Consider the following 21,939-nt stretch of genomic DNA (forward strand, 5'->3'; position numbering starts at 1 on the left):
TCTACCAGGGATGCGTCTCCAGATACTTGACGATCTCTCCCCGGCTCCAAGCCCCGTCGGCCACGACGACCCGGTAACGGCGGGTGAGGGTGTCACCGGGGGCGAGCTCCAGCTCGTCGTGGAACGCCCAGGACGGAGCCACGCCCGCGAAGGGCTCGTTGCGTACGAACCAGTGGGCCGGGTGGGCACCCCGCTCGCCGGCGTGGTCGTTCTCCGGGGCGTGCGCGAAGACGAGGGTCGCGTGGCCGTCGGTGCCGTCGTGCTCGCCGGAGTACGCCAGCCAGGGAGCCTGCTCGCCCATCAGATCGGTGCCCTCGGCGTCCGGGGCGATGATCCGGCCGCCCTGGAAGGAGCGCGGGCCGCGCCAGAACAGGCCCGTGTAGCCGGCCATTTCCCGCCCGGCGGTGGTGGGACTGCCGAACCGCAGCGGCTCGTCGCGCCGGTTGGTCACGGCGCTCGTCCAGGTCAGGGCCCACGACCCCGACTCCGGCTCGATGTCGTGCACCTCGACCCGACGCTGTTCGTCCGCCCACAGCTCACCGCTGTGGGGATGCCAGGTCAGCCGCTCGGCGATGACGACACGGCCACCGTCCGAGGCGACCTCGTCGAACCCGACGTGCGCCATGGACCCGACGCGCTCGGGCAGTTCGAGATAGCCCTGCCCATGGACGTAGGTGTTGCCGCCCCACAGGTTCGCGCCCGACAGATGTGAGGCCGTCAGCGACAGGCCCTTGTGCCACCGGTGGTCGTGGGGCCGGTAGTCGGTGACGACGTCACCGGCGAGGGTCCGCAGCGGGTGGAGGTACGGCTTCGGGGCCTCCCAGGCGGCCTCCGGCCCGTAGACGTAGGCGAGCAGTTCGACGCCGGTGAGCGGCTCGGTCACCGTGACACGGTCGCCGTGCGCATGGACGACACGCAGCCCGGTCACGCGGCGGCCTCCTCACCGGAGGCGATCTGCTCGCCGGAGGCCTCTTGCTCGCCGGAGGCCTCTTGCTCGCCGGAGGTCTCCTGCTCCCCCGTGCCGGGCGCCCAGCCGGGCGCACCGCCGTGCATCGCCGTATAGAAGGGGTCGCCGGGGCCGATCTCCCCCGCCTTCACCGTCGTATCGGTGAACGCGGACTTGTACAGCGCGGCGATCAGCTCCAGGCTCGTACGCCCGTCCGCGCCACTGCTGCGCGGCCGCTCCCCCGCCCGCATGCTCGCGATCAGTTCCCGCAACTGTTCCAGATGCGAACTGGGCACGTCCGCGCCGAAGTCCCGCCATGCCGCGGCCTCGGCGTCCGGCACGCCACGGGCCGGGGTGATGGCCCAGTTGTCGTTGCGGTGGCCGTAGAGGTGGGTGAGTTCGACGGTGGCCCGCTCACAGTCGAGGCGGATGCGGCTGACCTCGTCGGGGCTCAGCACGCTGTTCACCACGGTTGCCATCGCGCCGTTCGCGAACCGCACGAGGGCGGTCGAGACGTCCTCCGTCTCCACGTCGTGCACCAGCCGCCCGGCCATGGCCCGCACCTCGCTCCACGGTCCGAGCAGGTCGAGCAGCAGATCCATCTGATGGATCCCGTGCCCCATCGCGGGACCGCCGCCCTCGGTCCCCCAGCGGCCCCGCCAGGGCACGGCGTAGTAGGCGGTGTCGCGGTACCACGTGGTCTGGCAGTGCGCGACGAGCGGCCGCCCCATGGCCTGCTCGGCGAGCAGCCGCCGTACGTGCCGGGTGCCCGAGCCGAAGCGGTGCTGGAAGACGATCGAGGCGTACGGGCCACCCTCCTTGCCCTCCTGCGCCTCGACGGCGTCGAAGTCGGCGAGGCTCGGCACCGGCGGCTTCTCGCACCACACCCAGGCACCGGCGCGCAGCGCGGCGACGGTCTGGTCGCGGTGCAGGGTCGGCGGCGTGCAGATGGTGACCAGGTCGGGCCGCTGCTCCCGGAGCATCCGGTCCAGGTCGGTGTAGGGGTGGGGCGTGCCGGCCGCGGTCGCGGCAACCTCCGCGCAGAAGCCCTCGGCCGACTCCGCGTCGATGTCGACGGCGGCGACGAGCTCCGTCTCGCCCTCCTCGGCGAGCCTGGCGAGCGCGGGCAGGTGGGAGTCGCGCGCGATGGCACCGGTGCCGATCACGGCGACCCTGATGCGGCGGCCCGGGAGCGGGGCGGGACGGGGATGGTGCGTTCCGGGGGCGGTCTCGGATGTGGCCATGGACGTGATCGGACTCCTCCGGGACGCGGGCACGCGCGGAAACCAGACAGCAAGCGCTTTCAGCTCGCAGCAACGTAAGCGGCGGCCCCTGTGCAGGTCAACACCGGTTTGGCCGGGACGGGCGAGCCCTCCGCCGAACCCCCCTGTGCCGGAGCCGTCATCGCGGGACGCTACGCTGCCCCTCGACACCCGCGATCACTGCGCCGCCGACGCGGTGTCCCCGTCGCCTCTTCCACCATCAGCACTTGGACTCCGTAACTTCATGTCTTGGTTTGAATCGCTCATCCTCGGACTCGTCCAGGGGCTGACCGAGTTCCTCCCCGTGTCCTCCAGCGCGCACCTGCGGCTGACCGCGGCGTTCTCGGGCTGGGAGGACCCCGGTGCGGCCTTCACGGCGATCACCCAGATCGGCACGGAGACCGCGGTCCTGATCTACTTCCGCAAGGACATCGGGCGGATCATCTCGGCGTGGGCGCGGTCGCTGACCAACAAGGAGATGCGGCAGGACCACGACGCGCAGATGGGCTGGCTGGTGATCGTCGGCTCGATCCCGATCGGTGTGCTCGGCCTGACACTCAAGGACCAGATCGAGGGCCCGTTCCGCGACCTGCGCATCACGGCGACGATGCTGATCGTGGTCGGCATCATCATCGGCATCGCCGACCGGCTGGCCGCACGCGACGAGTCCGGCGGCCGGCACCGCGCCGCCAAGCAGCGCAAGGGCCTCGAGGACCTGGGCGTGAAGGACGGCCTGATCTTCGGGCTGTGCCAGTCCGCGGCGCTCATCCCCGGAGTCTCCCGCTCCGGCGCCACCATCAGCGGCGGCCTCTTCATGGGCTACACCCGCGAGTCGGCGGCCCGCTACTCCTTCCTCCTCGCGATCCCGGCCGTCCTCGCCTCCGGCCTCTTCGAGCTCAAGGACGCGATGGAGAGCGACCACATCACCTGGGGTCCGACGATCTTCGCGACGGTGATCGCCTTCGCGACCGGTTATGCCGTAATTGCGTGGTTTATGAAGTTCATTTCAACCAAGAGCTTCATGCCGTTCGTCTGGTACCGCATCGCGCTCGGCATCGTCATCATCGCCCTCGTGGCCACCGGCGTTCTCAGCCCGCACGCGGCGGAATCGGCGGGCTGACCGGGGCGGCACGAAAGCCCGTGACCAATCACATACGTTGTGCGTAGCCGTCCGGTAGCGCACTGTCAGTCCTTGCCCCTAGGCTTGTCCGCATGTCCCCCCATTCCTTAGGCCCTGGTTCCGTGCGGTCTGCTGCCGAGGTGAACGAGGAGATACGCGCCCTGTGGCTACGCGCGGGCGGCTCCCTGTCGGCCCAGGAGCGCGCGGAGTACGAGCTGTTGGTGGTCGAATGGGCGGCCGCCATCCGCGGTGAGGTCATCGAGGCGGCCTGACGTCGAGACGCCGGGGCGCGAGACTCCGAGGCGGCGAGACTCCGGGGCGGCCAGCCCCAGTGATGATCCGCCGCAGTCTGGGCGCTCACATCGCCTCTGGGCGCGTAGTCGTCTTCACGCTCGCAGACGCGCGAGCACCTCGTCCTCCATCGGATACGGCCGCTCATGTGGCAACAGCTCGGCCGCACGGTCCAGTTCACCAGCCCGCACACGCGCGTGGATCTCCGTGGCGAGCGGTGTCACGTCCTCGATGCCGACGATCCATTCGTCCGCGTACCGGGCGGCCGCCTCGCCGGTGAGCCCCAGCTGCAGGGACCGGTGCGGCAAGGGGTTGAGGCGCAGATCGCGCTCCGGATCCCACTGCACGCGCGCGGGTGCCGTCCTCAACTGCCGCTTCCAGGCGCCCTGGTCGCCGTGCAGGCCAGGGACGTAGTGCGAGAGGCACGCGTGGTGCAATGCCCAGGCGAAGCCGTCCCGGCTGATCTCGACGGCGAGGACGGTCTCCTGGTTCTCCTTCGTGGCCCAGCCGCAGCGGTACATCATCCAGAGGAACGACGGCTTGATCCATGTCATGCGGTCGCGGCTCCAGGACGCCGGAAAGCGGCCGTCGCGGGCGGCCGACCGGCCGATCTCGGGGCGGTAGGCCTGGTAGACGGTCACCGTGGACTCGGTGTGGTGGGCGCGTATGCGGAACCTGGGTTCCGGCCGCACCGGCTGCACGGCCCGGTCGTCCTGATCGTTGGGGTCGTTCGGGGCGCTCTGATCGTTCGGGTCGCTCTGATCGTTCGGTTCGTTCTGGTCATTCACGGGGAACAGCCTCGCCCCCGCCCCCGCCGACATCCACCGAATATCGCCGCACGCCCTCTTGGCTCCGACCACCTCATGCCCAACACTGAGCCGATGACGCAGCGTGTGGAACTCGCCACCCTGAGGGACCGGCTCGCGGTCGACGAACTGGTCACCGACTATGCCGTGGCCGTCGACGACGGCGACTGGGCGGCGTACCGGAGCCTGTTCGTCCCCGGCGGACGCGCGGACTACCGCTCGGCCGGTGGCATCGAGGGCGACGCCGGACAGGTAGCCGCCTGGCTCGCGGAGAGCATGCGGGTCTTCTCGATGCGGCAGCATCTCATCGTCAACCGCCGGGTGCGCTTCGGCATCCTCGAGCAGGACGACGGCGACACGGCCCGGGTCCAGGCCGAGTACATCAATCCGATGCGGTTCGCCGAGCACGGCGACGCCGCCTCCGCGCCCGACTTCGTGTGCGGCGGCCGGTACGCCTTCGGGCTGCTGCGGACGTACGACGGCTGGCGGCTGCGCGAGGTGGTCGTGCAGGAGAAGTGGCGTCGGCTCCCCGACCGGATCGCGCCGGCGATGACCGACTGAGCGGCGACCCGCTGTCCGTTGTCAGTGCCGACGAGCACACTGGAAAGACCACGAGGCAGGGAGGCCACCGCATGAAGACGATCAGCCACTGGCTCGCTTCGCCGTGGCGGCGTTCGGCCGCCGCCGCGCTGGCCGGTGCGCTGCCCGTGCTCGCCTATCCGGAGCCGTCGCTGTGGTGGTTCGCGTACGTCGCCCTGGTCCCGTGGATCGCGCTGCTGCGCTCCGCGCCGACCGGACGGCGGGCGCTGTACGACGGCTGGTGGGGCGGGTTCGGCTTCATGCTGGCGATGCACCACTGGCTGCTGCCGAACCTTCATGTGTTCACGTTCGTCATCGCCGCCCTGCTCGGCGCGCTGTGGGCCCCCTGGGGCTGGCTTGTACGGCGTTTCCTCGCCGCGAGGCCGTCCCCGGGCCGGGTCGCGGCGGCTCTTGCCGTGCTGCCGTCGGGCTGGCTGCTGATCGAACTCGTCCGTTCCTGGCAGGGCCTCGGCGGGCCGTGGGGTGTGCTGGGCTCCAGCCAGTGGCAGGTGGAGCCCGCGCTCCGGCTGGCGTCGGTGGGCGGGGTGTGGCTGATCAGCTTCCTGGCGGTGGCCGTCAATGTCGCGGTGGCCGTGCTGGTGGTGGTGCGCAGGTGCCGGGTGCCCGCGGTGGCCGGGCTCCTCGCCACGGCCGTCGCCACCTCGGCCGCGTGGGTGTGGTCACCTCGCCCCGACGTCGACGGCCGGGTCCGGATAGCTGTCGTACAGCCCGGCGTGATCCAGGGCGCCGGCGGCCCCGACCGCCGGTTCGGCCGGGAGGAGCAGCTCACCCGCGAGCTGGCCGGCCAGGATGTCGACCTGATCGTCTGGGGCGAGAGCAGCGTCGGCTACGACCTCGGCGACCGGCCCGACTTCGCCCGGCGGCTCGCCGCGCTCTCTCGCGAGACGGGGGCGAACATCCTGGTCAACGTGGACGCGCGGCGCTCCGACAAGCCCGGCATCTACAAGAGCTCGATCCTCGTGGGCCCGGACGGCCCGACCGGCGCCCGCTACGACAAGATGCGGCTGGTCCCCTTCGGGGAGTACATACCGCTTCGCTCGATGCTGGGCTGGGCGACCTCCGTGGGCGAGGCGGCGGCCGAGGACCGCAGGCGCGGCACGCAGCAGGTCGTGATGGATGCCGGGCAGGGGCTGCGGATCGGCCCGATGGTCTGCTTCGAGTCGGCGTTCGCCGACATGAGCCGCAACCTCGCCGACGACGGCGCCCAGGTGCTGATCGCCCAGTCGGCGACCTCGACGTTCCAGCAGAGCTGGGCCCCCGAGCAGCACGCCTCGCTGGCCGCGCTGCGCGCCGCCGAGACCGGCCGGCCGATGGTGCACGCGACCCTGACCGGCGTCTCCGCCGTGTACGGCCCCGGCGGGCAGCGCATCGGTTCCTGGCTGGGCACGGACGCGAGCACGAGCGCGGTCTACGAGGTGCCGCTGGCCGACGGTGTCACGCCGTACGTCCGTTACGGCGACTGGCCGGTGCAGGCGGCGCTGCTGATCGTCGCCCTCTGGGGCGCGAGCGAGGGCATACGGACCCTGCGGTTGCGGCTCAGGCGGCCCGCTCCTGAACCGCGTGTACAACCCGCTCGCACAGCTCATGGGTCGACAGCGCGTCCCGGGCGCTGAGCACCTTGCCCGCGCGCACGGCGTCGAGGAAGGCCAGCACCGCCTGCTCGATGCCGCGCTGCCGGGCCACCGGCACCCAGTCACCGCGCCGCCGGACGGTCGGCTGGCCCTTGTGGTCGACGACCTCGGCGAGGTTGAGCACCTGACGCTTGGTGTCCTGCCCGGACACCTCCAGGATCTCCTCGGCCGAACCGCTGAGCCGGTTCATCACGCCGAGGGCGGTGAAGCCGTCCCCGGCGAGCTGCAGCACGACGTGGTGCAGCAGACCGCCCTCGACGCGGGCGCGCACGGTCACGTCGTCGACCGGGCCCGGCACCAGGAAGCGCAGGGTGTCCACGACGTGGATGAAGTCGTCCAGGATCATCGAGCGCGGCTCTTCCGGCAGCCCGATGCGGTTCTTCTGCATCAGGATCAGCTCGCGCGGATGGTCGGCGCACTGCGTGTAGCCGGGGGCGTAACGCCGGTTGAAGCCGACGGCGAGGCTCACGTTCCGCCGCTCGGCGAGCGCCACCAGCCGCTCGGAGTCGGCGAGATGGTAGGCGAGCGGCTTGTCGACATACGTCGGCACGCCCGCCTCCAGCAGCCGGGTCACGATCTCCGGGTGCGCGACGGTGGGCGCGTGCACGAAGGCGGCGTCGAGGCCCTGGGCGAGGAGCGAGTCGAAGTCCGCGTGCCGCCGCTCCGGCGGCAGATGGAGGCTGTCGGCGACCCGGGCGAGCGTCGCGGGCGTACGGGTCTGCAGATGCAGTTCGACCCCGGGCTGGACGCCGAGCACCGGCAGATAGGCCTTCTGCGCGATGTCACCGAGTCCGATGCAGCCGACCTTCACGGGGTGTTCTCCTCTGGTGGGTGCCTGCCGGGGCCTTCCCCGCAGCATACGGCGCCTGTGTGGGCCGCCGGCCGGCGATGCCCGCGAAGCCCCTGGGGGACGGCAGGGCCCGGCCTCGCACCGCGCCCGGTCACCGTCACCTTGACGGCCTGGCGGGCTACGACACGTCGACGCGGCAGGCCGACTCGCGTGTACGGCGAGATCGTCGGCGCGGGCGGCGGACGGTCCTCGATGACGATTGCCACGCCGCCCCGGCGTCGGCGGTCCGGCGGCGCGGCATCCCCCACTTGGGCGACGCTTGAGCGCGGGCCCTGGCGACCGCGATGAGTTCGACGGACCCGGCCCGGCACGTGCCGTCCCTGGTCGGCTGGGCGGAGGGGCTGATGTTCGACCGCGTGGCCGGGTCCATCGGCACCGAAGCGCCGGGACTGGCGGAGGCGCGGGCAGGACCGCGCGAGCTGCCGGTCGGCTGCCCGGCCGACGACACCGGGCATTCGGGCACTCGGGCACTCGGGCACTCGCAGAACTCCTGGCACCCGCCGCGACCGTAAAACTCCTGGTGGCCTCACGGGAGTTGAGCGAGGATTCGGGAATGACCATAGAACGCAATGAGCCCTCCGCCACCGCCGACGAGCGCACCATGCTGGAGGGCTGGCTGGACTACCACCGGCAGACCCTCGCCTGGAAGTGCGAGGGCCTGACCGACGCCCAGCTCAAGACCGCCTCCGTGGAGCCGTCCGAGCTGACCCTGCTGGGGCTGGTGCGGCACATGGCTTTGGTGGAGCGGTACTGGTTCCACGAGATCCTCCTGGGCGAGGACCTCGGAGTGCTCTACGCGACCGACGAGGACCCGGACGGCGACTTCCACTTCTCCGAGACCGACACCTGGGAAGAGGCGCACACCACCTGGCGGGCCGAGATCGAGAACGCCCGGCGCAACATGGCCGGTGTCGGTCTCGACGAGATCTCCAAGGGGCGGAGCCGACGCACCGGCGAGCAGTTCAATCTGCGCTGGATCATCACCCACATGATCGAGGAGTACGCCCGCCACAACGGCCACGCCGACCTGATCCGCGAGCGCCTCGACGGCGCCACCGGCGACTGACGTCAGCCGCGAGGGGCCCGCGCCGCCCGTACGGGGACAGAGATCACCCGTCCGGAGCAACCTCTGCTCGTCCGGAGTCCCAACGGCAGCCGGAACCAGCAGAGTTGCGCGGGTGCATCGAACGACGACCACCGCAACGCTCCTGGTCACCGTGGCCGTCTCGGCCCTCTCGGGCTGCGTGACGATCCCGCGCTCACCGTCGCCCGGCCCGCCGACGGCACCGTCCCAGCCACCGGCGACCCATCCGGGCGAGGAGGCGGACCCGCGGATCGTGCAGGCACCGGCTCGCGAGGCGCTGGCGCACACCGGACCGTCCCCCAGCCCGGCCCCCACCACGCCCGCCGCACAGTCCGCGTCCCCCACCGCCCCGTCGGCGGCGCACACACCAGGAGCCCCGCGCTCGCACACCCATCCCCGTCCCCACCCCCATCCCCGCCACCAGCACCGGGAACCCCACCGCCCTGCCGTCGACACCCCGAAACGGCCGCACATCGAGACCCCCGACATGCCCGAGTCGGTCCGCAACGAGGTCCCGAGAGGGAACGCGGACCTCTGCACGCTGGGCAAGAAGTACGGCGGCTGGAGGGCGGACAGCCCCGAGTCGAGGATCTGCGAGCAGACGTACGGCCATTGAGGTGCGCGGCCGCTACGGCCCCTCCCCCAGCCACGCCTCCAATCGCCGCAGCTCCGCCCGCACCCCGTCCCCGTAGCTGTCGTCCCGCAAGGCCCCCACCGCTCCGCGCGCCCGGCGCAGATGCACCCGGGCGGCCTCCGCGCGGTCGAGCTTCACATAGTCGGCGGCCAGATTCAGATGCAGCGAGGGGTACAGGGCCCGGACGGCAAGCGCGCCGCCGGCGCCCTCGGCCTCGGTCAACGCCCGCAGATCCCAGGCCAGTTCGTCCGAGGGGTCGTCCTGGGTGTCCGCCAGGTAGTGCGCCAGCGTGCAGCGGTGCAGTGGGTCGCCGTCCTCGCCGAGCTCGGTCCACAGGTCCAGCAACCGGCGACGGGCCTCCTCACGGTCCCCGGCGTGATGCAGAATGACGACCTGCCCGATCCGCGTCAGCACCGCGTCCGGCGCCGCCTGCTCCTGTTGCTCCGCCACCGCGTCCTCCGGGCCCTCGTCGGCTGGTCCCTCCCGACGCTAACGGCCCGCACCGGCAATCCCCGTCAGGCGGCTCCGTACGGCACCGGGCCGGACCGGCGAAGGACCGGCCCGGTGGAACGGATCAGCCCAGGTCGGGGATGCGCCAGTCGATCGGCTCGTGCCCCTGCCGGGCCACCGCCTCGTTGATCTGCGTGAACGGGCGGGACCCGAAGAACTTCTTCGCCGACAGCGGCGAGGGGTGCGCCCCCTTGACCACGACATGCCGCGTCTCGTCGATGAGCGGGAGCTTCTTCTGCGCGTAGTTGCCCCACAGCACGAAGACGGCCGGGTCGGGCCGGTGGGCCACGGCCCGGATCACCGCGTCGGTGAACTTCTCCCAGCCCTTGCCCTTGTGCGAGTTGGCCTCACCGCCGCGGACGGTGAGCACGGCGTTGAGCAGCAGGACGCCCTGCTGGGCCCACGGCATCAGATAGCCGTTGTCGGGGACGGGGAGGCCGAGCTCCTCCTTCATCTCCTTGTAGATGTTGCGCAGCGACGGCGGTGTCTTCACGCCGGGGCGGACCGAGAAGCACAGGCCGTGTCCCTGGCCCTCGCCGTGATACGGGTCCTGACCGAGGACCAGGACCTTGACCTTGTCGTACGGCGTCGCGTCCAGGGCGGCGAAGACCTCGTCGCGCGGCGGATAGACGGGACCCCTCGCCCGCTCCTCCTCGACGAACTCCGTCAGCTCCTTGAAGTAGGGCTGCTGCAGCTCGTCACCCAGAACCCCGCGCCAGGACTCGGGCAGCATGGCGATGTCGGTCACGTCAACTTCCTTACGATGTGCGGCGAACGGTGAGAGGTGACCGCCGCGCGGTCACTTCCAGGCCTTTGAACCTACAGGCGGGCACTGACAATCGCCCCGCCCACCGCACATCGGGCCGCTACCAGCTGGTCTTGCGGTACAGCTCCCCCACCAACATGATCGTCGACGGGTCCAGCGCCCGCTCCGCGCCCGAGATCTCCGCGCTCGCGGCCACGTACTGCCGGCCCTGCCACAGCGGCAGCAGTCGCGCGTCCTCGACGAGGATCCGCTGGGCCTCCTCGAAGTCCTTGACCACGTTGGCGCGGTCGCTCTGGGAGCGGGAGTTCGGCAGCAGCGTCTCGGTGATCTTGGGCGTCACGTACGGCGTACCGAGCGCGTTCTGCTTGCCGACGAACGGCGCGATGAAGTTGTCCGCGTCCGGGAAGTCGGGGAACCAGCCACGACCGAACACCGGGTACTCGCCGTTCTGGTAGCCCGCGACGTACGTCTTCCAGGGGCGGCTCTTGAGGGTGATCTCGAAGAGACCGGACTTCTCGAGCTGGCTCTTCAGCTCCTGGAACTCGGCCTTGGTGGCGGAGCCGTAGCGGTCGGTGGTGTACCAGAGCTCGAGCGGGACGGGGGCCGTGATGCCAGCGTCGGAGAGGATCTTGGCGGCCTTGGCCTTGCTGGGCTCGCCGTAGTCGTCGAAGAAGCCCGTGGTGTGTCCGGTCAGCCCCTTGGGGACCATGGAGTACAGCGGCTCGACGGTGTCCTTGTAGACCTTGTGGGCGATCGCGGGGCGGTCGATGACCTGGGCGATGGCCTTGCGGACGGCGGACTTGCCCGCCATGGGGTCCTTGGGGTTGAAGACCAGGTAGTTGATCTCGGTGCCGGAGCCCTCGATCAGCTGGAGTTCGTCCTCGTCGTCGGTCTGGAGGTCGACGATGTCGTCGGCGGCGAGACCACGGATGGCAACGTCGAGTTCCTTGGCGCGCAGCGCGGCGACCATGGTGGGCGAGTCCTGGAAGTAACGGATGGTCACCGCATCGTTCTTGCGCTCCGCGTACCCCCGGTAGCCGTCGTACTTGACGAGCTCGGCCTGCTGGCCCTCGTCGTAGGACTCGAGGGTGTACGGCCCGGAACCGACGATGGTGGCGTCGTCGCGCAGCTTGTCGGCCGGGTAGTCGTCGGGGTCGACGATCGACATGGCGGGCGTGGCGAGTACGAACGGGAAGGTCGCGTCGGCCTTGTTGAGGTGGAAGACGACCTCTCGGTCGTTGAGCACCTGGACCCGGTCGAGGCTGCCCAGCAGACCGGCGGGTCCGCCGTTGACGTTGATCTCCCGGATCCGGTCGATCGAGTGCTTGACCGCCTTCGCGTCGAGAGTGTGCCCGTCGGAGAACTTCAGGCCCTCGCGCAGCTCGCACTTGTACTTCATGTTCGAGCTGTCGGTGAACTGGCAGCTCTCGGCGGCGTCGGGCTCGGGCGTGGTCGCGCCGGAGGGGTAGCTCAGCAGCGTCTGGTAAACGTTCCGGAACAGTTCCCAGGAGCTGTCCCAGGCCGCGGCGGGATCAAGGGTGCTGGGGGCGGCGGTCGTCCCCACGACGATCGCGCCCTCCTCCTCCGTCGAATCGGACGAGAGGACGCCGCACCCTGCCACCAGGGACGATATGGACGCGATGGCCGCCACCTGCCGCAGGCGTCGGATCCGGTTGAACACGCGCACGCTCCTCGATCTGCCATGCCAAGGGTCGGCAAAACATACCGCAGTGTTCCGGCCGGTGGACCTCCGGTCTCAGGAGCACTTGGTCACCTCTGTGTTGACTACGTTGTCAAGGGCTGTTGATCTCCCTTGATACGCAGACACGGGCGCCGCTGGTGTCCAGCGGCGCCCGTGCCCTGAGTCCCGTGTCCTGAGCCCCCTGCGTCAGCCGACGCCGGCGTTGAGGAAGATGCCGCCGTCGACGACGAGCGTCTGCCCGGTGACCCAGTCCGACTGGTCCGAGGTGAGGAACGCGGCGGCGCCGCCGATGTCGGAGGGCACGCCGAGCCGGCCCAGCGGGTAGGACGCTGCGGCCTCCGCCTCGCGGCCCTCGTACAGGGCCTGGGCGAACTTGGTCTTCACCACGGCCGGGGCGATGGCGTTGACCCGCACCTTGGGCGCGAACTCGTGCGCCATCTGCTGGGTGAGGTTGATCATCGCGGCCTTGCTGACGCCGTAGGCGGCGATGAACGGCGAGGGCGCGATGCCCGCGACGGAGGCGATGTTGACGATCGCGCCGCCGTTGTCCTTCTGCCAGGCGTGCCAGGTCTTCTGCGCGAAGCCGAGCGCCGAGATCACATTGGTCTCGAAGACCTTGCGGGCCACGTTCAGGTCGAGGTCGGCGAGCGGGCCGAACACCGGGTTCGTGCCCGCGTTGTTGACCAGGTAGTCGACCCGGCCGAAGGCCTCCATGGCGCGCTCGACGGCGATGGCCTGGTGGGCCTCGTCGTGCGCCTTGCCGGCCACGTAGACGGCGCGCTCCGCGCCGAGCTGCTCGACGGCCTCCTTGAGGGCGTCCTCGCCCCGGCCGGTGATGACGACGCGGTCGCCGCGCGCGACGAGCGCCTCGGCGACGCCGTAGCCGATGCCGCGGCTGGCGCCCGTGACGAGGGCGACCTTGCCGGAGAGTTCAGGCAGTGCAGTCATGTCCGTGTGTCCCCAGTTCCCTAGTCGAGCGGTCCGCCGGCGACGTACAGCACCTGACCGGAGACGAAGCCGGCCGCCTCGCCGGTGAAGAAGGCGATGGCGTTGGCGATGTCCTCCGGCTCACCGACCCGGGCCACGGGGATCTGGGTGGCGGCGGCGGCCTTGAAGTCCTCGAAGCCCATGCCGACGCGCTCGGCGGTGGCCTTGGTCATCTCGGTGGCGATGAAGCCGGGGGCGACGGCGTTGGCGGTGACGCCGAACTTGCCGAGCTCCTTGGCGAGGGTCTTGGTGAAGCCCTGGAGGCCGGCCTTGGCGGCGGAGTAGTTGACCTGGCCGCGGTTGCCGAGCGCGGAGGACGAGGAGAGGTTGACGATCCGGCCGAAGCCCGCGTCCACCATGTGCTTCTGACAGGCCTTGGACATCAGGAAGGCGCCGCGCAGGTGGACGTTCATGACGGTGTCCCAGTCGGCGACGCTCATCTTGAACAGCAGGTTGTCCCGGAGCACGCCCGCGTTGTTGACCAGGATCGTCGGGGCGCCGAGCTCCTCGGCGATCCGCGCGACGGCCGCCTCGACCTGCGCCTCGTCGGAGACGTCACAGCCGATCGCGATGGCCTTGCCGCCGGCCGCGGTGATCTTCTCCACGGTGTCCTTGCAGGCGGCCTCGTCGAGGTCGATCACGGCGACCGCGCGGCCCTCGGCGGCCAGTCGTACGGCGGTGGCGGCGCCGATGCCGCGCGCTCCGCCGGTGACTACGGCGACCCGCTGCTCAGTGGTGGACATGGATGACTCTCCTCGGGTGAGCGACCGCTTAGTACCTTCGATGGACGTGACGCTAGAAGTCCTGGCACGCGGTGTCAACGGCCACCGCGCGCATGTGATCCATTACCTGATCCGTAACCCGATCCGTCACTTCACCAACAGATCGAGCAGCCGCTGCGCCTCGGCCGCCGGATCCGAGGTGAGCCCGGTGTGCACGGGCCCCGGCTGGACGACGGTCGAACGGGGCGCGATCAGCCAGCGAAAGCGCCGGCCGGCGTCGTCGGCCCCGGCCTGCCCGGCAGCGTCGCCGCCCGCGCAGACGCCCTCGACGGCCCGGAGCGCGGCCCGCACCCCGGCGACATCGGCGGCGGGGTCCAGCGCCCGCAGTCGGGGCTCGTCCAGGTGGGTCCGGGCGGCGACGAAGGACCGGGCGCGGCAGTACACGAGCACGCCCGCGTTGAGGCACTCCCCGCGCTCGATGCGCGGGACGACCCGCAGCAGCGCGTACTCGAAGACGTCCTGTGTGCGGGAACGGGTCCCCAGGGTGCGCTCGCTCACTTGATCCCCTCGATGCGTTCGTGGATGACGGCGGCCCGTGCGACCAGCGGCTGCGCGTATGCCTTGCGGAGTGCGTCCGCCGACTCGAATCCCGGCTCGTCCACCAGCCACACGCCGGGGATCTCGGCGGTCACCTCGGCGAGCAGTTCCTCGGTGACCTGCGGCGCCAACTCGGCCGCGGCTGCCCGGACATCCGGGGCGAAGGAGGCCAGGGCGTGGTCGGAGGCGTCGTACGGGCGCGCCGCCGAAGTCTGTGCCCCGGGCCAGTTGTGCTGCCAGATCATGGTCGCGCCGTGGTCGATGAGCCACAACTGGCCCCGCCACATCAGCAGGTTGGGGTTGCGCCAGGAGCGGTCGACGTTGTTCACCAGGGCGTCGAACCAGACGATCCGGCCGGCTTCTTCCGGGCTCACCTCGAACGCGAGGGGGTCGAAGCCGAGCGCGCCGGAGAGGAAGTCCATGCCGAGGTTGGTGCCGCCGCTGGCCTTGAGCAGCCCCTGCACCTCCTGGTCGGGTTCACCGAGTCCCAGCACCGGGTCGAGCTCCACGGTCACCAGGCGGGGCATCCGCAGGCCCAGCCTGCGGGCGAGTTCACCGCAGACGACCTCGGCGACCAGGGTCTTGCGGCCCTGTCCGGCGCCGGTGAACTTGATGACGTAGGTCCCGAGGTCGTCGGCCTCGACGAGCCCCGGCAGCGAGCCGCCCTCACGCAGGGGCGTGATGAAGCGGGTCGCGATGACTTCCTTGAGCATCGCCCCAGGTTACTGGCGCGGAGGCGGGGCACGGGACGGCCCGGGCGGGCGACGGCGAGTTCGCGCCGACAGCAGATCGACAGCCCCGGACAGTGAACCGACAGCTCCGCTTTACCCACCTCTTCGCCGGCCGGGGTCAGGATTTCGACTGCGTCTGAACAGCAGGTCCGCAAGGGCCGTACCTCTCGCCAGATCAAGAAATCCGCGGAAGGAACGTCAGCATGACCAGCGAATCAGTTCAGCCGGTGTCGGGCCCGAGTCGCCGTACCGTCGTGGCGGCGGTCGGCTCGGCGGGGCTCGCCGTTGCGCTGACCGCGTGCGGGTCGGACGACGACACGTCCGGCTCGTCCACCGAGCAGGGTGCCGCCGGCGGTGGCGCGACCACCGAGGCGGGCGGCGGCTCGTCCAGCGAGGCCGGTGCCGGCGGTACGGCGCTCGCGAAGACCAGCGACATCCCGGAGGGCGGCGGCAAGGTCTTCAGCGACGAGAAGGTGGTGGTCTCGCAGCCGACGGCCGGTGACTACAAGGCCTTCTCGACGATCTGCACCCACCAGAACTGTCCGATGACGGACCTGGCGGGTGACACCATCACGTGCGCCTGCCACAAGAGCCAGTTCTCCGTCCTGGACGGCAGCGTGAAGAAGGGGCCCGCCACCGAGCCGCTGGCCGCCAAGCAGATCAGCGTGGCGGGCGACTCGATCACTCTCGCCTGACCTGACGCGGACGCTTGAAGCCGTCCAGTACCTCGTCCGTGGTCGCGACCGTGGCGACCAATGCGAGGGTGTGGCGGATCATCGCGGGGGTGTAGTCGGAGGGCACTCCCGCGATGGCGTCCCGGGGTACGACCACGACGTAACCCCGGTTCACGGCGTCGAAGACGGCGTTGGGGATGGCCACGTTGGCCGAGACACCGGTGACGATCAGTGTGCGGCAGCCGAGGTTGCGCAACAGGGCGTCGACGTCGGTGCCCTGGATCGGGGACAGGCCGTGCAGCCGTCGTACGACGAGGTCCTCCTCGGCGACCTCGATCGGCGCCGCCACGCGGACCGCCGACGAACCGGACAGCTGCTGGACGGGGAGCCGTGCCGCGGCCCGGAACAGGCGGGCGTTGCGGTTGGCGCCGCGGCCGTCGGGGCGGCGTTCGGCGACCGCGTGGACCACCTGGACGCCGTCGGCATGGGCGGCCGCGACCAGCCGGGCGACGTTGGCGAGGGCGCCCGAGGAGCGGGCCTGCTCGGCGAGTTCGGGCAGTGCGCCGTCCGGTCCGACGACGCCCTGCTGGCACTCGACGGTGAGCAGGACGGTGGTCGAGGGGTCGAGGAGGTCGCTGAGTTCGGCGTACGACGGCATGGGTCCCCCTGTGGCCGACGGCGGCGTGGGCCGGGAGCGTAGCCACCTTCGGATGAGGACGGAACCACCATTGCGTGCGGACGGAAGACGACCCATCCTTTTCTGACGTGATGTCAGAGGATCTCTCCTCTGACACGACGTGAGAGAAGAGGGGGCCGTATGACCGTCACTGAGCAGCGCCGGGGCCGGAAGATCATGATGACGCCCGGTGAGCTGGACGAGTTCCTCACCAGCCAGCGCACCTGCCGGGTCGCCACGGTGTCCGCCGACGGCTTCCCGCATGTCAGCGCCCTGTGGTTCGCCTGGGACGGCACCTCGCTGTGGCTGTACTCGGTCGTCCGCAGCAAGCGGTGGGCCGAGATGCGCCGCGATCCGCGGGTCGCCGTCGTGATCGACACGGGCGAGGAGTACGAGCAGCTGCGCGGCGTCGAGCTGTCCGGGACCGTCGAGTTCGTGGGCGAGAGTCCTCGCGTCGGCGAGCTGCGCGCCGAACTCGACGTGCCCGAGACGCTGTTCGCGCGCAAGAACTTCGGCCTCGACGAGATGCCGCACGACGGCCGGCACGCGTGGGTGCGGCTGACGCCCGAGAAGATCGTGTCCTGGGACTTCCGGAAGCTGGGAGCGCTGTAGCCGGCGTCAGGAGACGTTCGCCCCCGCCTCCTGCAGCGCCCGTACCGCCGCCCGGATCGACGGTCGGCGGTCGGCGTCGGCCCGCCAGACGACGTACACATGGCGCCGCACCCGCTGCTTCAGCGGCACGGTCACGACCCCCTCGGGCATCGGGTGCCGTCCCAGCAGCGGTGCGATGCACACACCGAGTCCGGCCGCGACCAGCGCCAGCTGGGTGTGGGTCTCGGGGGCGCGGTGGCCGAGCAGCGGCTCGATGCCCTTGGAGCGCAGGGTGAACATCAGCCACTCGTGGCAGAACTCGCCCTCGCCCCAAGTGATCCACTCGTCCTCGGCGAACTCGGCGAGGTCGACCTCGTCCCGGTCGGCGAACCGGTGCCCCGCGGGCATCGCCACGTCGGCCGGATCGTCCAGGATGTGCGCCTTCACCAGGCCCTCGGGCAGCGCCATCGGCTTGTTGTACCAGTCGAGCACGACGGCCAGGTCGAGGTCGCCGCGGATCACCCCGGCGATGCCGCTCTCCGGCTCCAGCTCGCAACTGCGCACGCGCAGCGCGGGATGCGCCGTGCGCAGGGCGGAGAGCGCGGCCGGGAACAGCCCTCGGGCGCCCGTCGGGAACGCCGCCAGCCGCAGCTCGCCGACGACCTTCCCGCGCTGCGCCTCCAGGTCGGACTGGGCCAGCTCCACCTGCGACAGGATGCGCGCCGCGTGCTCGGCCAGCAGCCGGCCCGCGTCGGTGAGCCGTACACCCCGGCCGTTCTTGGCGAGGAGCTGCTGGCCGACCTCCCGCTCCAGTTTCGACATCTGCTGCGACACGGCCGACGTCGTGATGTGCAGCCCCTCGGCCGCGCCGCTGACCGAGCCGTGCCGGGCGAGGGCGTCGAGGGTGCGCAGGCGCTCCAGATTCAACATGTAAGCAATGCTACGAGATATCACGTGCGAAATCTCGATTGTGCTACGAGATCGGCTGCAGCATCGTTGCTGCCATGACCACCGCCACCGCGTCCCGCAACCCGGCCGAAGCCACCGCCCGCCCACTCCCCCGCGCCCGCCTCGACTGGCGTCTGCGCTTCGCCGCCCTCTCCCTGATCTGGGGCTTCAGCTTCCTGCTCATCAAGGTGGGCACCGACGGCTACGCCCCCTTCCAAGTCACGCTCGGGCGGCTGGTGTTCGGTACGGCCGTACTGGCCGCGGCGATGGCGGTGAAGCGGGAGCGGCTGCCGCGCGGGGCGCGCACGTGGGGGCATCTGACGGTCGCCGCGTTCCTGCTCAACGCGCTGCCGTTCTCGTTGTTCGCGTACTCCGAGCTGACGATCCCGTCCACGCTCGCGGGCATCTGCAACGCGACCTCGCCGCTGTGGGGCATGGCCCTGTCCCTGGTCGCCCTCTCGGAGGACCGGCCGACGCGGGTCAGGGTCGCCGGTCTCGGCATCGGCTTCCTCGGTGTGCTGACGGTGCTCGGGGCGTGGCAGGGCTTCGCCGGGCTGGATGCCAGGGGGACGGCGATGGCGTTGCTCGCCTCGTTGAGCTACCCGATCGGCTGGATCTACGTCCGCCGCACGCTCGCCGGGTCCAGCGCGTCGCATCTGTCGCTGACGGGAGCGCAGTTGTTGCTGGGCACCGTCCAACTGGCCGTTGTGACGCCGGTGTTCACGTCCGTGCCGAGCAGCTTTCCGGTGCTGCCTCTGCTCTCGATCGTGGCGCTGGGTGCGCTGGGTACGGGGCTCGCGGTTCTGCTTCAGTACGGACTGGTCGCGGAGGTCGGGCCGACCACGGCTCAGATGGTCACGTACTTCATTCCGGTCATCGCGACGGCCGCGGGGGTCGCTGTCCTCGGGGAGTCGCTTCGCTGGACCACGCCGGTCGGTGCGGTGATCGTTCTTGTGGGGGCGGCGCTTACTCAGGTGAAGCGGGGCGTCTAGGGGGTGGGGTGCGGGGGGTGTCGGCGCCTGCAGGCCGAGCGTGGCTGGTCGCGCCCACGCGGCGGAGCCGCACATCGACACAGCCCCGCGCCCCCGAAGACGGTTGACCGCACCTGCTCCTGTCTAGACGTAGCCCCTTGCCGGTGCTGGGCCCACCGCCGTCGCCACTGCCTCGGCCAGCGGACCGACCTCATCCGCAGCGAGCGTCGCGATGGTGATCCGGATCCCGGGCGGCGCGTTCATACGGAACCGCGCGCCCGGCGCGACCGCCCAGCCGGCGTGCAGCAGCCGGGCCACCGCGCCCGTCTCGTCGGGCACCGGAATCCACACGTTGAGGCCGCTGCGTCCGTGTGCCGTGATCCCCCGCTCCGCGAGCGCGGCGATCAGCGCGTCCCGGCGACCGGCGTACGCCTGCGCCACCACCCTCGGATCGACAGCGCCGTCGGCCCACAGCCGCGCCAGGACCCGCTGGCCGATGCGGCTGATCCAGCCGGGGCCGAGGCGCTGGCGGCCGCGCACCCGGTCGACGGTGACGGCGTCGCCGGTGAACACGGCGAGCCGCAGGTCCGGGCCGTACGCCTTGGCGGCCGAGCGGACGAACGCCCAGGAGCGGGTGACGCCGGCCAGGGCGTGCAGGGGCAGGTCGACGATGCCGTGGCCGTGGTCGTCCTCGATGAGCAGGACGTCCGGGTGGTCCTTCAGCACGGATCGGAGGGCACGCGCGCGTGCGGCGCTCACGACCGCACCGGTCGGGTTCTGCGCCCGGTCGGTGACGATCAGAGCGCGCGCCCCCGCTTCCAGGGCCCGGCGCACGTCGTCCGGGAGCGGCCCCTCGTCGTCCAATCCGACAGGAACCGTCCGCAGCCCGATGGCCGGGACGAGGTCGAGCAGACTGCCCCATCCGGGATCCTCGACGGCGACGGCGTCGCCGGGCTTGAGGTGGGCCGCGAGGACCCGTTCGATCATGTCGAGCGAGCCGGAGGTGACGGCGATCGGCCCGTCCGGGACGCCGTCGGTGTCGAGCGCGGCCCGCGCGATGCGTGCCAGCTCCGGTTCCACGGCCTCGTCGCCGTACATGACGGGCGCGCGGTCGTTCTGTTCGGCGGCCGCCGCGAACGCCTCGGCCAACGGCGGCAGCAGCACCGGGTCCGGGTTGCCGGTCGCCACGTCCCGTACACCCTCCGGTACGTCCACCCGGATGTACTCGCGCCCGGTCGTGGCCGGTTTGGACCGCACCCGGCTGCCCCGACGCCCCGCCGTCTCGATCACCCCGCGCTCCCGCAGGATGCGGTACGCGGCCGCGACGGTATTGGGATTCACCCCCAGCTCGGCCGCCAACTCCCGCATGGGCGGCAGCAGTTGACCCGGCTCCAGCTCCCCGGCCCCGACCGCGCGCTCGACGCTCGCCGCGATCTCGGCTGCACGTCGCCCTTCGATCCGATATCCTCCTAGCACAAAGCAGATTATGCACTAGTGCAATCTAGAACGCAAGGGAGAGCGTCATGCAGGGGACCCAGCAGCCGACGTCGCCGCCCGCCGCCTACTCGCCGACCGACCGCACCGTGCCCACGCGCTCCCCGGACCGGGCGTCGTACGACAAGGAACTGGTGCACGCGATACTCGACGAGGCCTACGTCTGCCATCTCGGCTTCGTGCGCGACGGCGCGCCGGTCGTGCTGCCCACACTGTTCGGCCGGGTCGGCGAGACGCTCTACGTCCACGGCTCGACGGGTTCGCGCCCGCTGCGGATGACCGGCCGGACCGACCCGGGGCTGCCGGTGTGTCTGACGGTCACGCATGTCGACGCGCTGATCCTGGCCCGCTCCGCCTTCCACCACTCGATCAACTACCGGTCCGTGGTGGTGCACGGCCTCGCGTACGACGTGACGGATCCCGAGGAGAAGCGAGTCGCCCTCGACGCCCTGGTCGACCACGTGGTGCCGGGCCGGTCGGCCGACTCCCGCCCTGCCAACAAGAAGGAGCTGGCCGCCACCGCCGTGATCCGCCTCGACCTGAACGAGGTCTCCGCCAAGCTCCGCACCGGCGGCGTGAACGACGAGCCCGAGGACCTCGCCCTGCCCCACTGGGCCGGCGTCGTTCCCCTGCGCAAGGGCTATGACACGCCCGTCGGGGACCCCGGCCTGGCCCCGGGCACCGAGGTCCCCGACTACCTCGGAGCCCTGTGATGCTGATCCATCCCTGGGACGCGCCCCGCGACGACGCGGAGTGGCAGGCGTGGCTGGGCGTCCACGATTTCGGGCAGCTCGTCGTGAACGGGCTGGACGGCGAGCCGCCGCACGTCCAGCCGCTGCACTTCGCGTACGACGCCGAGCGCGGTGAGGCCGTGACGCACCTGGCCCGCCCCAACCCGATGTGGCCCGCGCTGCTGGCCGCCCCCGAGGTGGTCCTGAGCGTGGTCGACGACTACGCGTACGTGCCGGGCCCTTGGCAGGCCGACCCGGACGGCCCGTCCGAACACGGCGTGCCCACGAGCTTCTACGCGGCGGTCCAACTCCGTTGCCGGGCCCGTCCGGTGGACGACCCGGCGGAGAAGGCCGCGCTCCTCAACCGTCAGGTCGGCCATTTTCAGCCGGAGGGCGGTTCCGCGCGGGTGGCGGTGGGTGAGGTGCCGTACGGGCGGATGCTGTCGGGGATTCGAGGGCTGCGGCTCGAAGTGACCGGCGTACGGGCGAAGTTCAAGTACGCCGGTACGCGGTCCGCGCAGGTGCAGGACCGGATCGCGGCCGGGCTGGCCAGGCGCGGTGGTCCGGGGGATACGGCGGCCCGCGAGCACCTGCTGCGACGGCGAGGAGCCTGAG

The 21,939-nt window shown here is 71.0% G+C and carries 26 protein-coding genes; 12 read left to right on the top strand and 14 right to left on the bottom strand.

Going from position 1 to position 21,939, the window contains the following annotated elements:
• Position 1: 1 nt before the first annotated feature.
• A complete protein-coding gene (locus tag ACIREI_RS32685) occupies positions 2-928 on the bottom strand; it encodes a PmoA family protein (RefSeq protein ID WP_403340518.1) in 927 nt (308 codons plus the stop codon).
• Positions 925-2,190: a Gfo/Idh/MocA family protein gene (locus ACIREI_RS32690; protein ID WP_403340519.1), complete on the bottom strand. Its 1,266-nt coding sequence runs from the start codon at positions 2,188-2,190 to the stop codon at positions 925-927. Before ACIREI_RS32690 ends, ACIREI_RS32685 begins: the two co-directional genes overlap by 4 nt.
• Positions 2,191-2,452: 262 nt before the next feature.
• Here ACIREI_RS32690 and ACIREI_RS32695 point away from each other — a divergent pair, with 262 nt between their 5' ends.
• Both ACIREI_RS32695 and ACIREI_RS32700 read left to right on the top strand, forming a co-directional pair.
• Entirely contained in the window at positions 2,453-3,328 is an 876-nt protein-coding gene (locus ACIREI_RS32695) for an undecaprenyl-diphosphate phosphatase (protein WP_403340522.1), read from the top strand.
• A 92-nt stretch (positions 3,329-3,420) separates the two neighbouring features.
• A complete protein-coding gene (locus ACIREI_RS32700; protein WP_078504336.1) occupies positions 3,421-3,600 on the top strand; it encodes a hypothetical protein in 180 nt (59 codons plus the stop codon).
• 114 nt (positions 3,601-3,714) lie between these two features.
• Here the strand turns inward: ACIREI_RS32700 and ACIREI_RS32705 are convergent, their stop codons facing one another.
• Positions 3,715-4,320: a DUF4291 domain-containing protein gene (locus tag ACIREI_RS32705; protein ID WP_403340700.1), complete on the bottom strand. Its 606-nt coding sequence runs from the start codon at positions 4,318-4,320 to the stop codon at positions 3,715-3,717.
• A gap of 180 nt (positions 4,321-4,500) precedes the next feature.
• Between ACIREI_RS32705 and ACIREI_RS32710 the strand changes: the two genes are divergently transcribed.
• Positions 4,501-4,986, top strand: a complete 486-nt coding sequence (locus ACIREI_RS32710; protein WP_403340523.1) for a nuclear transport factor 2 family protein — start codon at positions 4,501-4,503, stop codon at positions 4,984-4,986.
• Positions 4,987-5,057: 71 nt separating this feature from the next.
• A complete protein-coding gene (gene lnt / locus ACIREI_RS32715; RefSeq protein WP_403340525.1) occupies positions 5,058-6,638 on the top strand; it encodes an apolipoprotein N-acyltransferase in 1,581 nt (526 codons plus the stop codon).
• Here lnt and ACIREI_RS32720 read toward each other — a convergent pair.
• Positions 6,562-7,467, bottom strand: coding sequence for a Gfo/Idh/MocA family protein (locus ACIREI_RS32720; RefSeq protein ID WP_403340527.1), 906 nt, complete (start codon positions 7,465-7,467; stop codon positions 6,562-6,564). The genes lnt and ACIREI_RS32720 overlap by 77 nt on opposite strands.
• 323 nt (positions 7,468-7,790) lie before the next feature.
• Between ACIREI_RS32720 and ACIREI_RS32725 the strand changes: the two genes are divergently transcribed.
• The 3 genes from ACIREI_RS32725 (at position 7,791) to ACIREI_RS32735 (ending at position 9,206) form a co-directional block, all read left to right on the top strand.
• Positions 7,791-8,018 (top strand): hypothetical protein, encoded by a 228-nt coding sequence (locus ACIREI_RS32725; protein WP_403340529.1) that lies wholly within the window; start codon positions 7,791-7,793, stop codon positions 8,016-8,018.
• Between the two features lie 41 nt (positions 8,019-8,059).
• Positions 8,060-8,572 carry a DinB family protein gene (locus tag ACIREI_RS32730; RefSeq protein ID WP_403340532.1) on the top strand — a complete coding sequence of 171 codons (513 nt, stop codon included), beginning with the start codon at positions 8,060-8,062 and terminating at the stop codon, positions 8,570-8,572.
• A gap of 112 nt (positions 8,573-8,684) precedes the next feature.
• Entirely contained in the window at positions 8,685-9,206 is a 522-nt protein-coding gene (locus ACIREI_RS32735) for a hypothetical protein (protein WP_403340535.1), read from the top strand.
• Between the two features lie 12 nt (positions 9,207-9,218).
• Here ACIREI_RS32735 and ACIREI_RS32740 read toward each other — a convergent pair whose 3' ends face one another.
• The 7 genes from ACIREI_RS32740 to ACIREI_RS32770 all read right to left on the bottom strand — a co-directional run bounded on the left by ACIREI_RS32740 (position 9,219) and on the right by ACIREI_RS32770 (position 15,221).
• A complete protein-coding gene (locus tag ACIREI_RS32740; protein WP_302002270.1) occupies positions 9,219-9,674 on the bottom strand; it encodes a hypothetical protein in 456 nt (151 codons plus the stop codon).
• Between the two features lie 124 nt (positions 9,675-9,798).
• Positions 9,799-10,482: a uracil-DNA glycosylase gene (ung, locus tag ACIREI_RS32745; protein ID WP_403340536.1), complete on the bottom strand. Its 684-nt coding sequence runs from the start codon at positions 10,480-10,482 to the stop codon at positions 9,799-9,801.
• A 118-nt stretch (positions 10,483-10,600) separates the two neighbouring features.
• Positions 10,601-12,181 (bottom strand): ABC transporter substrate-binding protein, encoded by a 1,581-nt coding sequence (locus tag ACIREI_RS32750; RefSeq protein ID WP_403340538.1) that lies wholly within the window; start codon positions 12,179-12,181, stop codon positions 10,601-10,603.
• A 207-nt stretch (positions 12,182-12,388) separates the two neighbouring features.
• A complete protein-coding gene (locus tag ACIREI_RS32755; protein ID WP_403340541.1) occupies positions 12,389-13,150 on the bottom strand; it encodes an SDR family oxidoreductase in 762 nt (253 codons plus the stop codon).
• A 20-nt stretch (positions 13,151-13,170) separates the two neighbouring features.
• The gene (gene fabG, locus ACIREI_RS32760) at positions 13,171-13,932 is read right to left on the bottom strand and encodes a 3-oxoacyl-ACP reductase FabG (RefSeq protein ID WP_403340543.1); all 762 of its coding nucleotides are present in this window, start codon (positions 13,930-13,932) and stop codon (positions 13,171-13,173) included.
• A 126-nt stretch (positions 13,933-14,058) separates the two neighbouring features.
• Positions 14,059-14,469: a DUF3037 domain-containing protein gene (locus tag ACIREI_RS32765; RefSeq protein ID WP_403340545.1), complete on the bottom strand. Its 411-nt coding sequence runs from the start codon at positions 14,467-14,469 to the stop codon at positions 14,059-14,061.
• Complete coding sequence (locus tag ACIREI_RS32770; protein ID WP_403340548.1) at positions 14,466-15,221, bottom strand: HipA family kinase; 756 nt, start codon at positions 15,219-15,221, stop codon at positions 14,466-14,468. Before ACIREI_RS32770 ends, ACIREI_RS32765 begins: the two co-directional genes overlap by 4 nt.
• A gap of 221 nt (positions 15,222-15,442) precedes the next feature.
• On the opposite strand from ACIREI_RS32770, the gene ACIREI_RS32775 reads away from it, so the two are divergent.
• Complete coding sequence (locus ACIREI_RS32775) at positions 15,443-15,934, top strand: Rieske (2Fe-2S) protein (protein WP_403340551.1); 492 nt, start codon at positions 15,443-15,445, stop codon at positions 15,932-15,934.
• Here the strand turns inward: ACIREI_RS32775 and ACIREI_RS32780 are convergent.
• Positions 15,921-16,571, bottom strand: coding sequence for an isochorismatase family cysteine hydrolase (locus ACIREI_RS32780; RefSeq protein WP_403340553.1), 651 nt, complete (start codon positions 16,569-16,571; stop codon positions 15,921-15,923). The genes ACIREI_RS32775 and ACIREI_RS32780 overlap by 14 nt on opposite strands.
• A gap of 159 nt (positions 16,572-16,730) precedes the next feature.
• On the opposite strand from ACIREI_RS32780, the gene ACIREI_RS32785 reads away from it, so the two are divergent.
• Positions 16,731-17,201 carry a pyridoxamine 5'-phosphate oxidase family protein gene (locus ACIREI_RS32785; RefSeq protein WP_302002262.1) on the top strand — a complete coding sequence of 157 codons (471 nt, stop codon included), beginning with the start codon at positions 16,731-16,733 and terminating at the stop codon, positions 17,199-17,201.
• Positions 17,202-17,207: 6 nt separating this feature from the next.
• Here the strand turns inward: ACIREI_RS32785 and ACIREI_RS32790 are convergent, their stop codons facing one another.
• Entirely contained in the window at positions 17,208-18,110 is a 903-nt protein-coding gene (locus ACIREI_RS32790) for a LysR family transcriptional regulator (protein WP_403340557.1), read from the bottom strand.
• Positions 18,111-18,184: 74 nt separating this feature from the next.
• On the opposite strand from ACIREI_RS32790, the gene ACIREI_RS32795 reads away from it, so the two are divergent.
• Positions 18,185-19,120 carry a DMT family transporter gene (locus tag ACIREI_RS32795; RefSeq protein ID WP_403340560.1) on the top strand — a complete coding sequence of 312 codons (936 nt, stop codon included), beginning with the start codon at positions 18,185-18,187 and terminating at the stop codon, positions 19,118-19,120.
• A 123-nt stretch (positions 19,121-19,243) separates the two neighbouring features.
• Here the strand turns inward: ACIREI_RS32795 and ACIREI_RS32800 are convergent, their stop codons facing one another.
• Positions 19,244-20,575 carry an aminotransferase class I/II-fold pyridoxal phosphate-dependent enzyme gene (locus ACIREI_RS32800; RefSeq protein ID WP_403340563.1) on the bottom strand — a complete coding sequence of 444 codons (1,332 nt, stop codon included), beginning with the start codon at positions 20,573-20,575 and terminating at the stop codon, positions 19,244-19,246.
• A gap of 47 nt (positions 20,576-20,622) precedes the next feature.
• On the opposite strand from ACIREI_RS32800, the gene ACIREI_RS32805 reads away from it, so the two are divergent.
• Positions 20,623-21,306, top strand: coding sequence for a pyridoxamine 5'-phosphate oxidase family protein (locus ACIREI_RS32805; protein ID WP_403340566.1), 684 nt, complete (start codon positions 20,623-20,625; stop codon positions 21,304-21,306).
• A complete protein-coding gene (locus tag ACIREI_RS32810; RefSeq protein WP_403340568.1) occupies positions 21,306-21,938 on the top strand; it encodes an FMN-binding negative transcriptional regulator in 633 nt (210 codons plus the stop codon). The genes ACIREI_RS32805 and ACIREI_RS32810 overlap by 1 nt, the downstream gene beginning before the upstream one ends.
• Position 21,939: the final 1 nt, after the last annotated feature.

The sequence above is a fragment of the Streptomyces sp. NPDC093591 genome (assembly GCF_044764885.1).
Classification (GTDB): domain Bacteria; phylum Actinomycetota; class Actinomycetes; order Streptomycetales; family Streptomycetaceae; genus Streptomyces.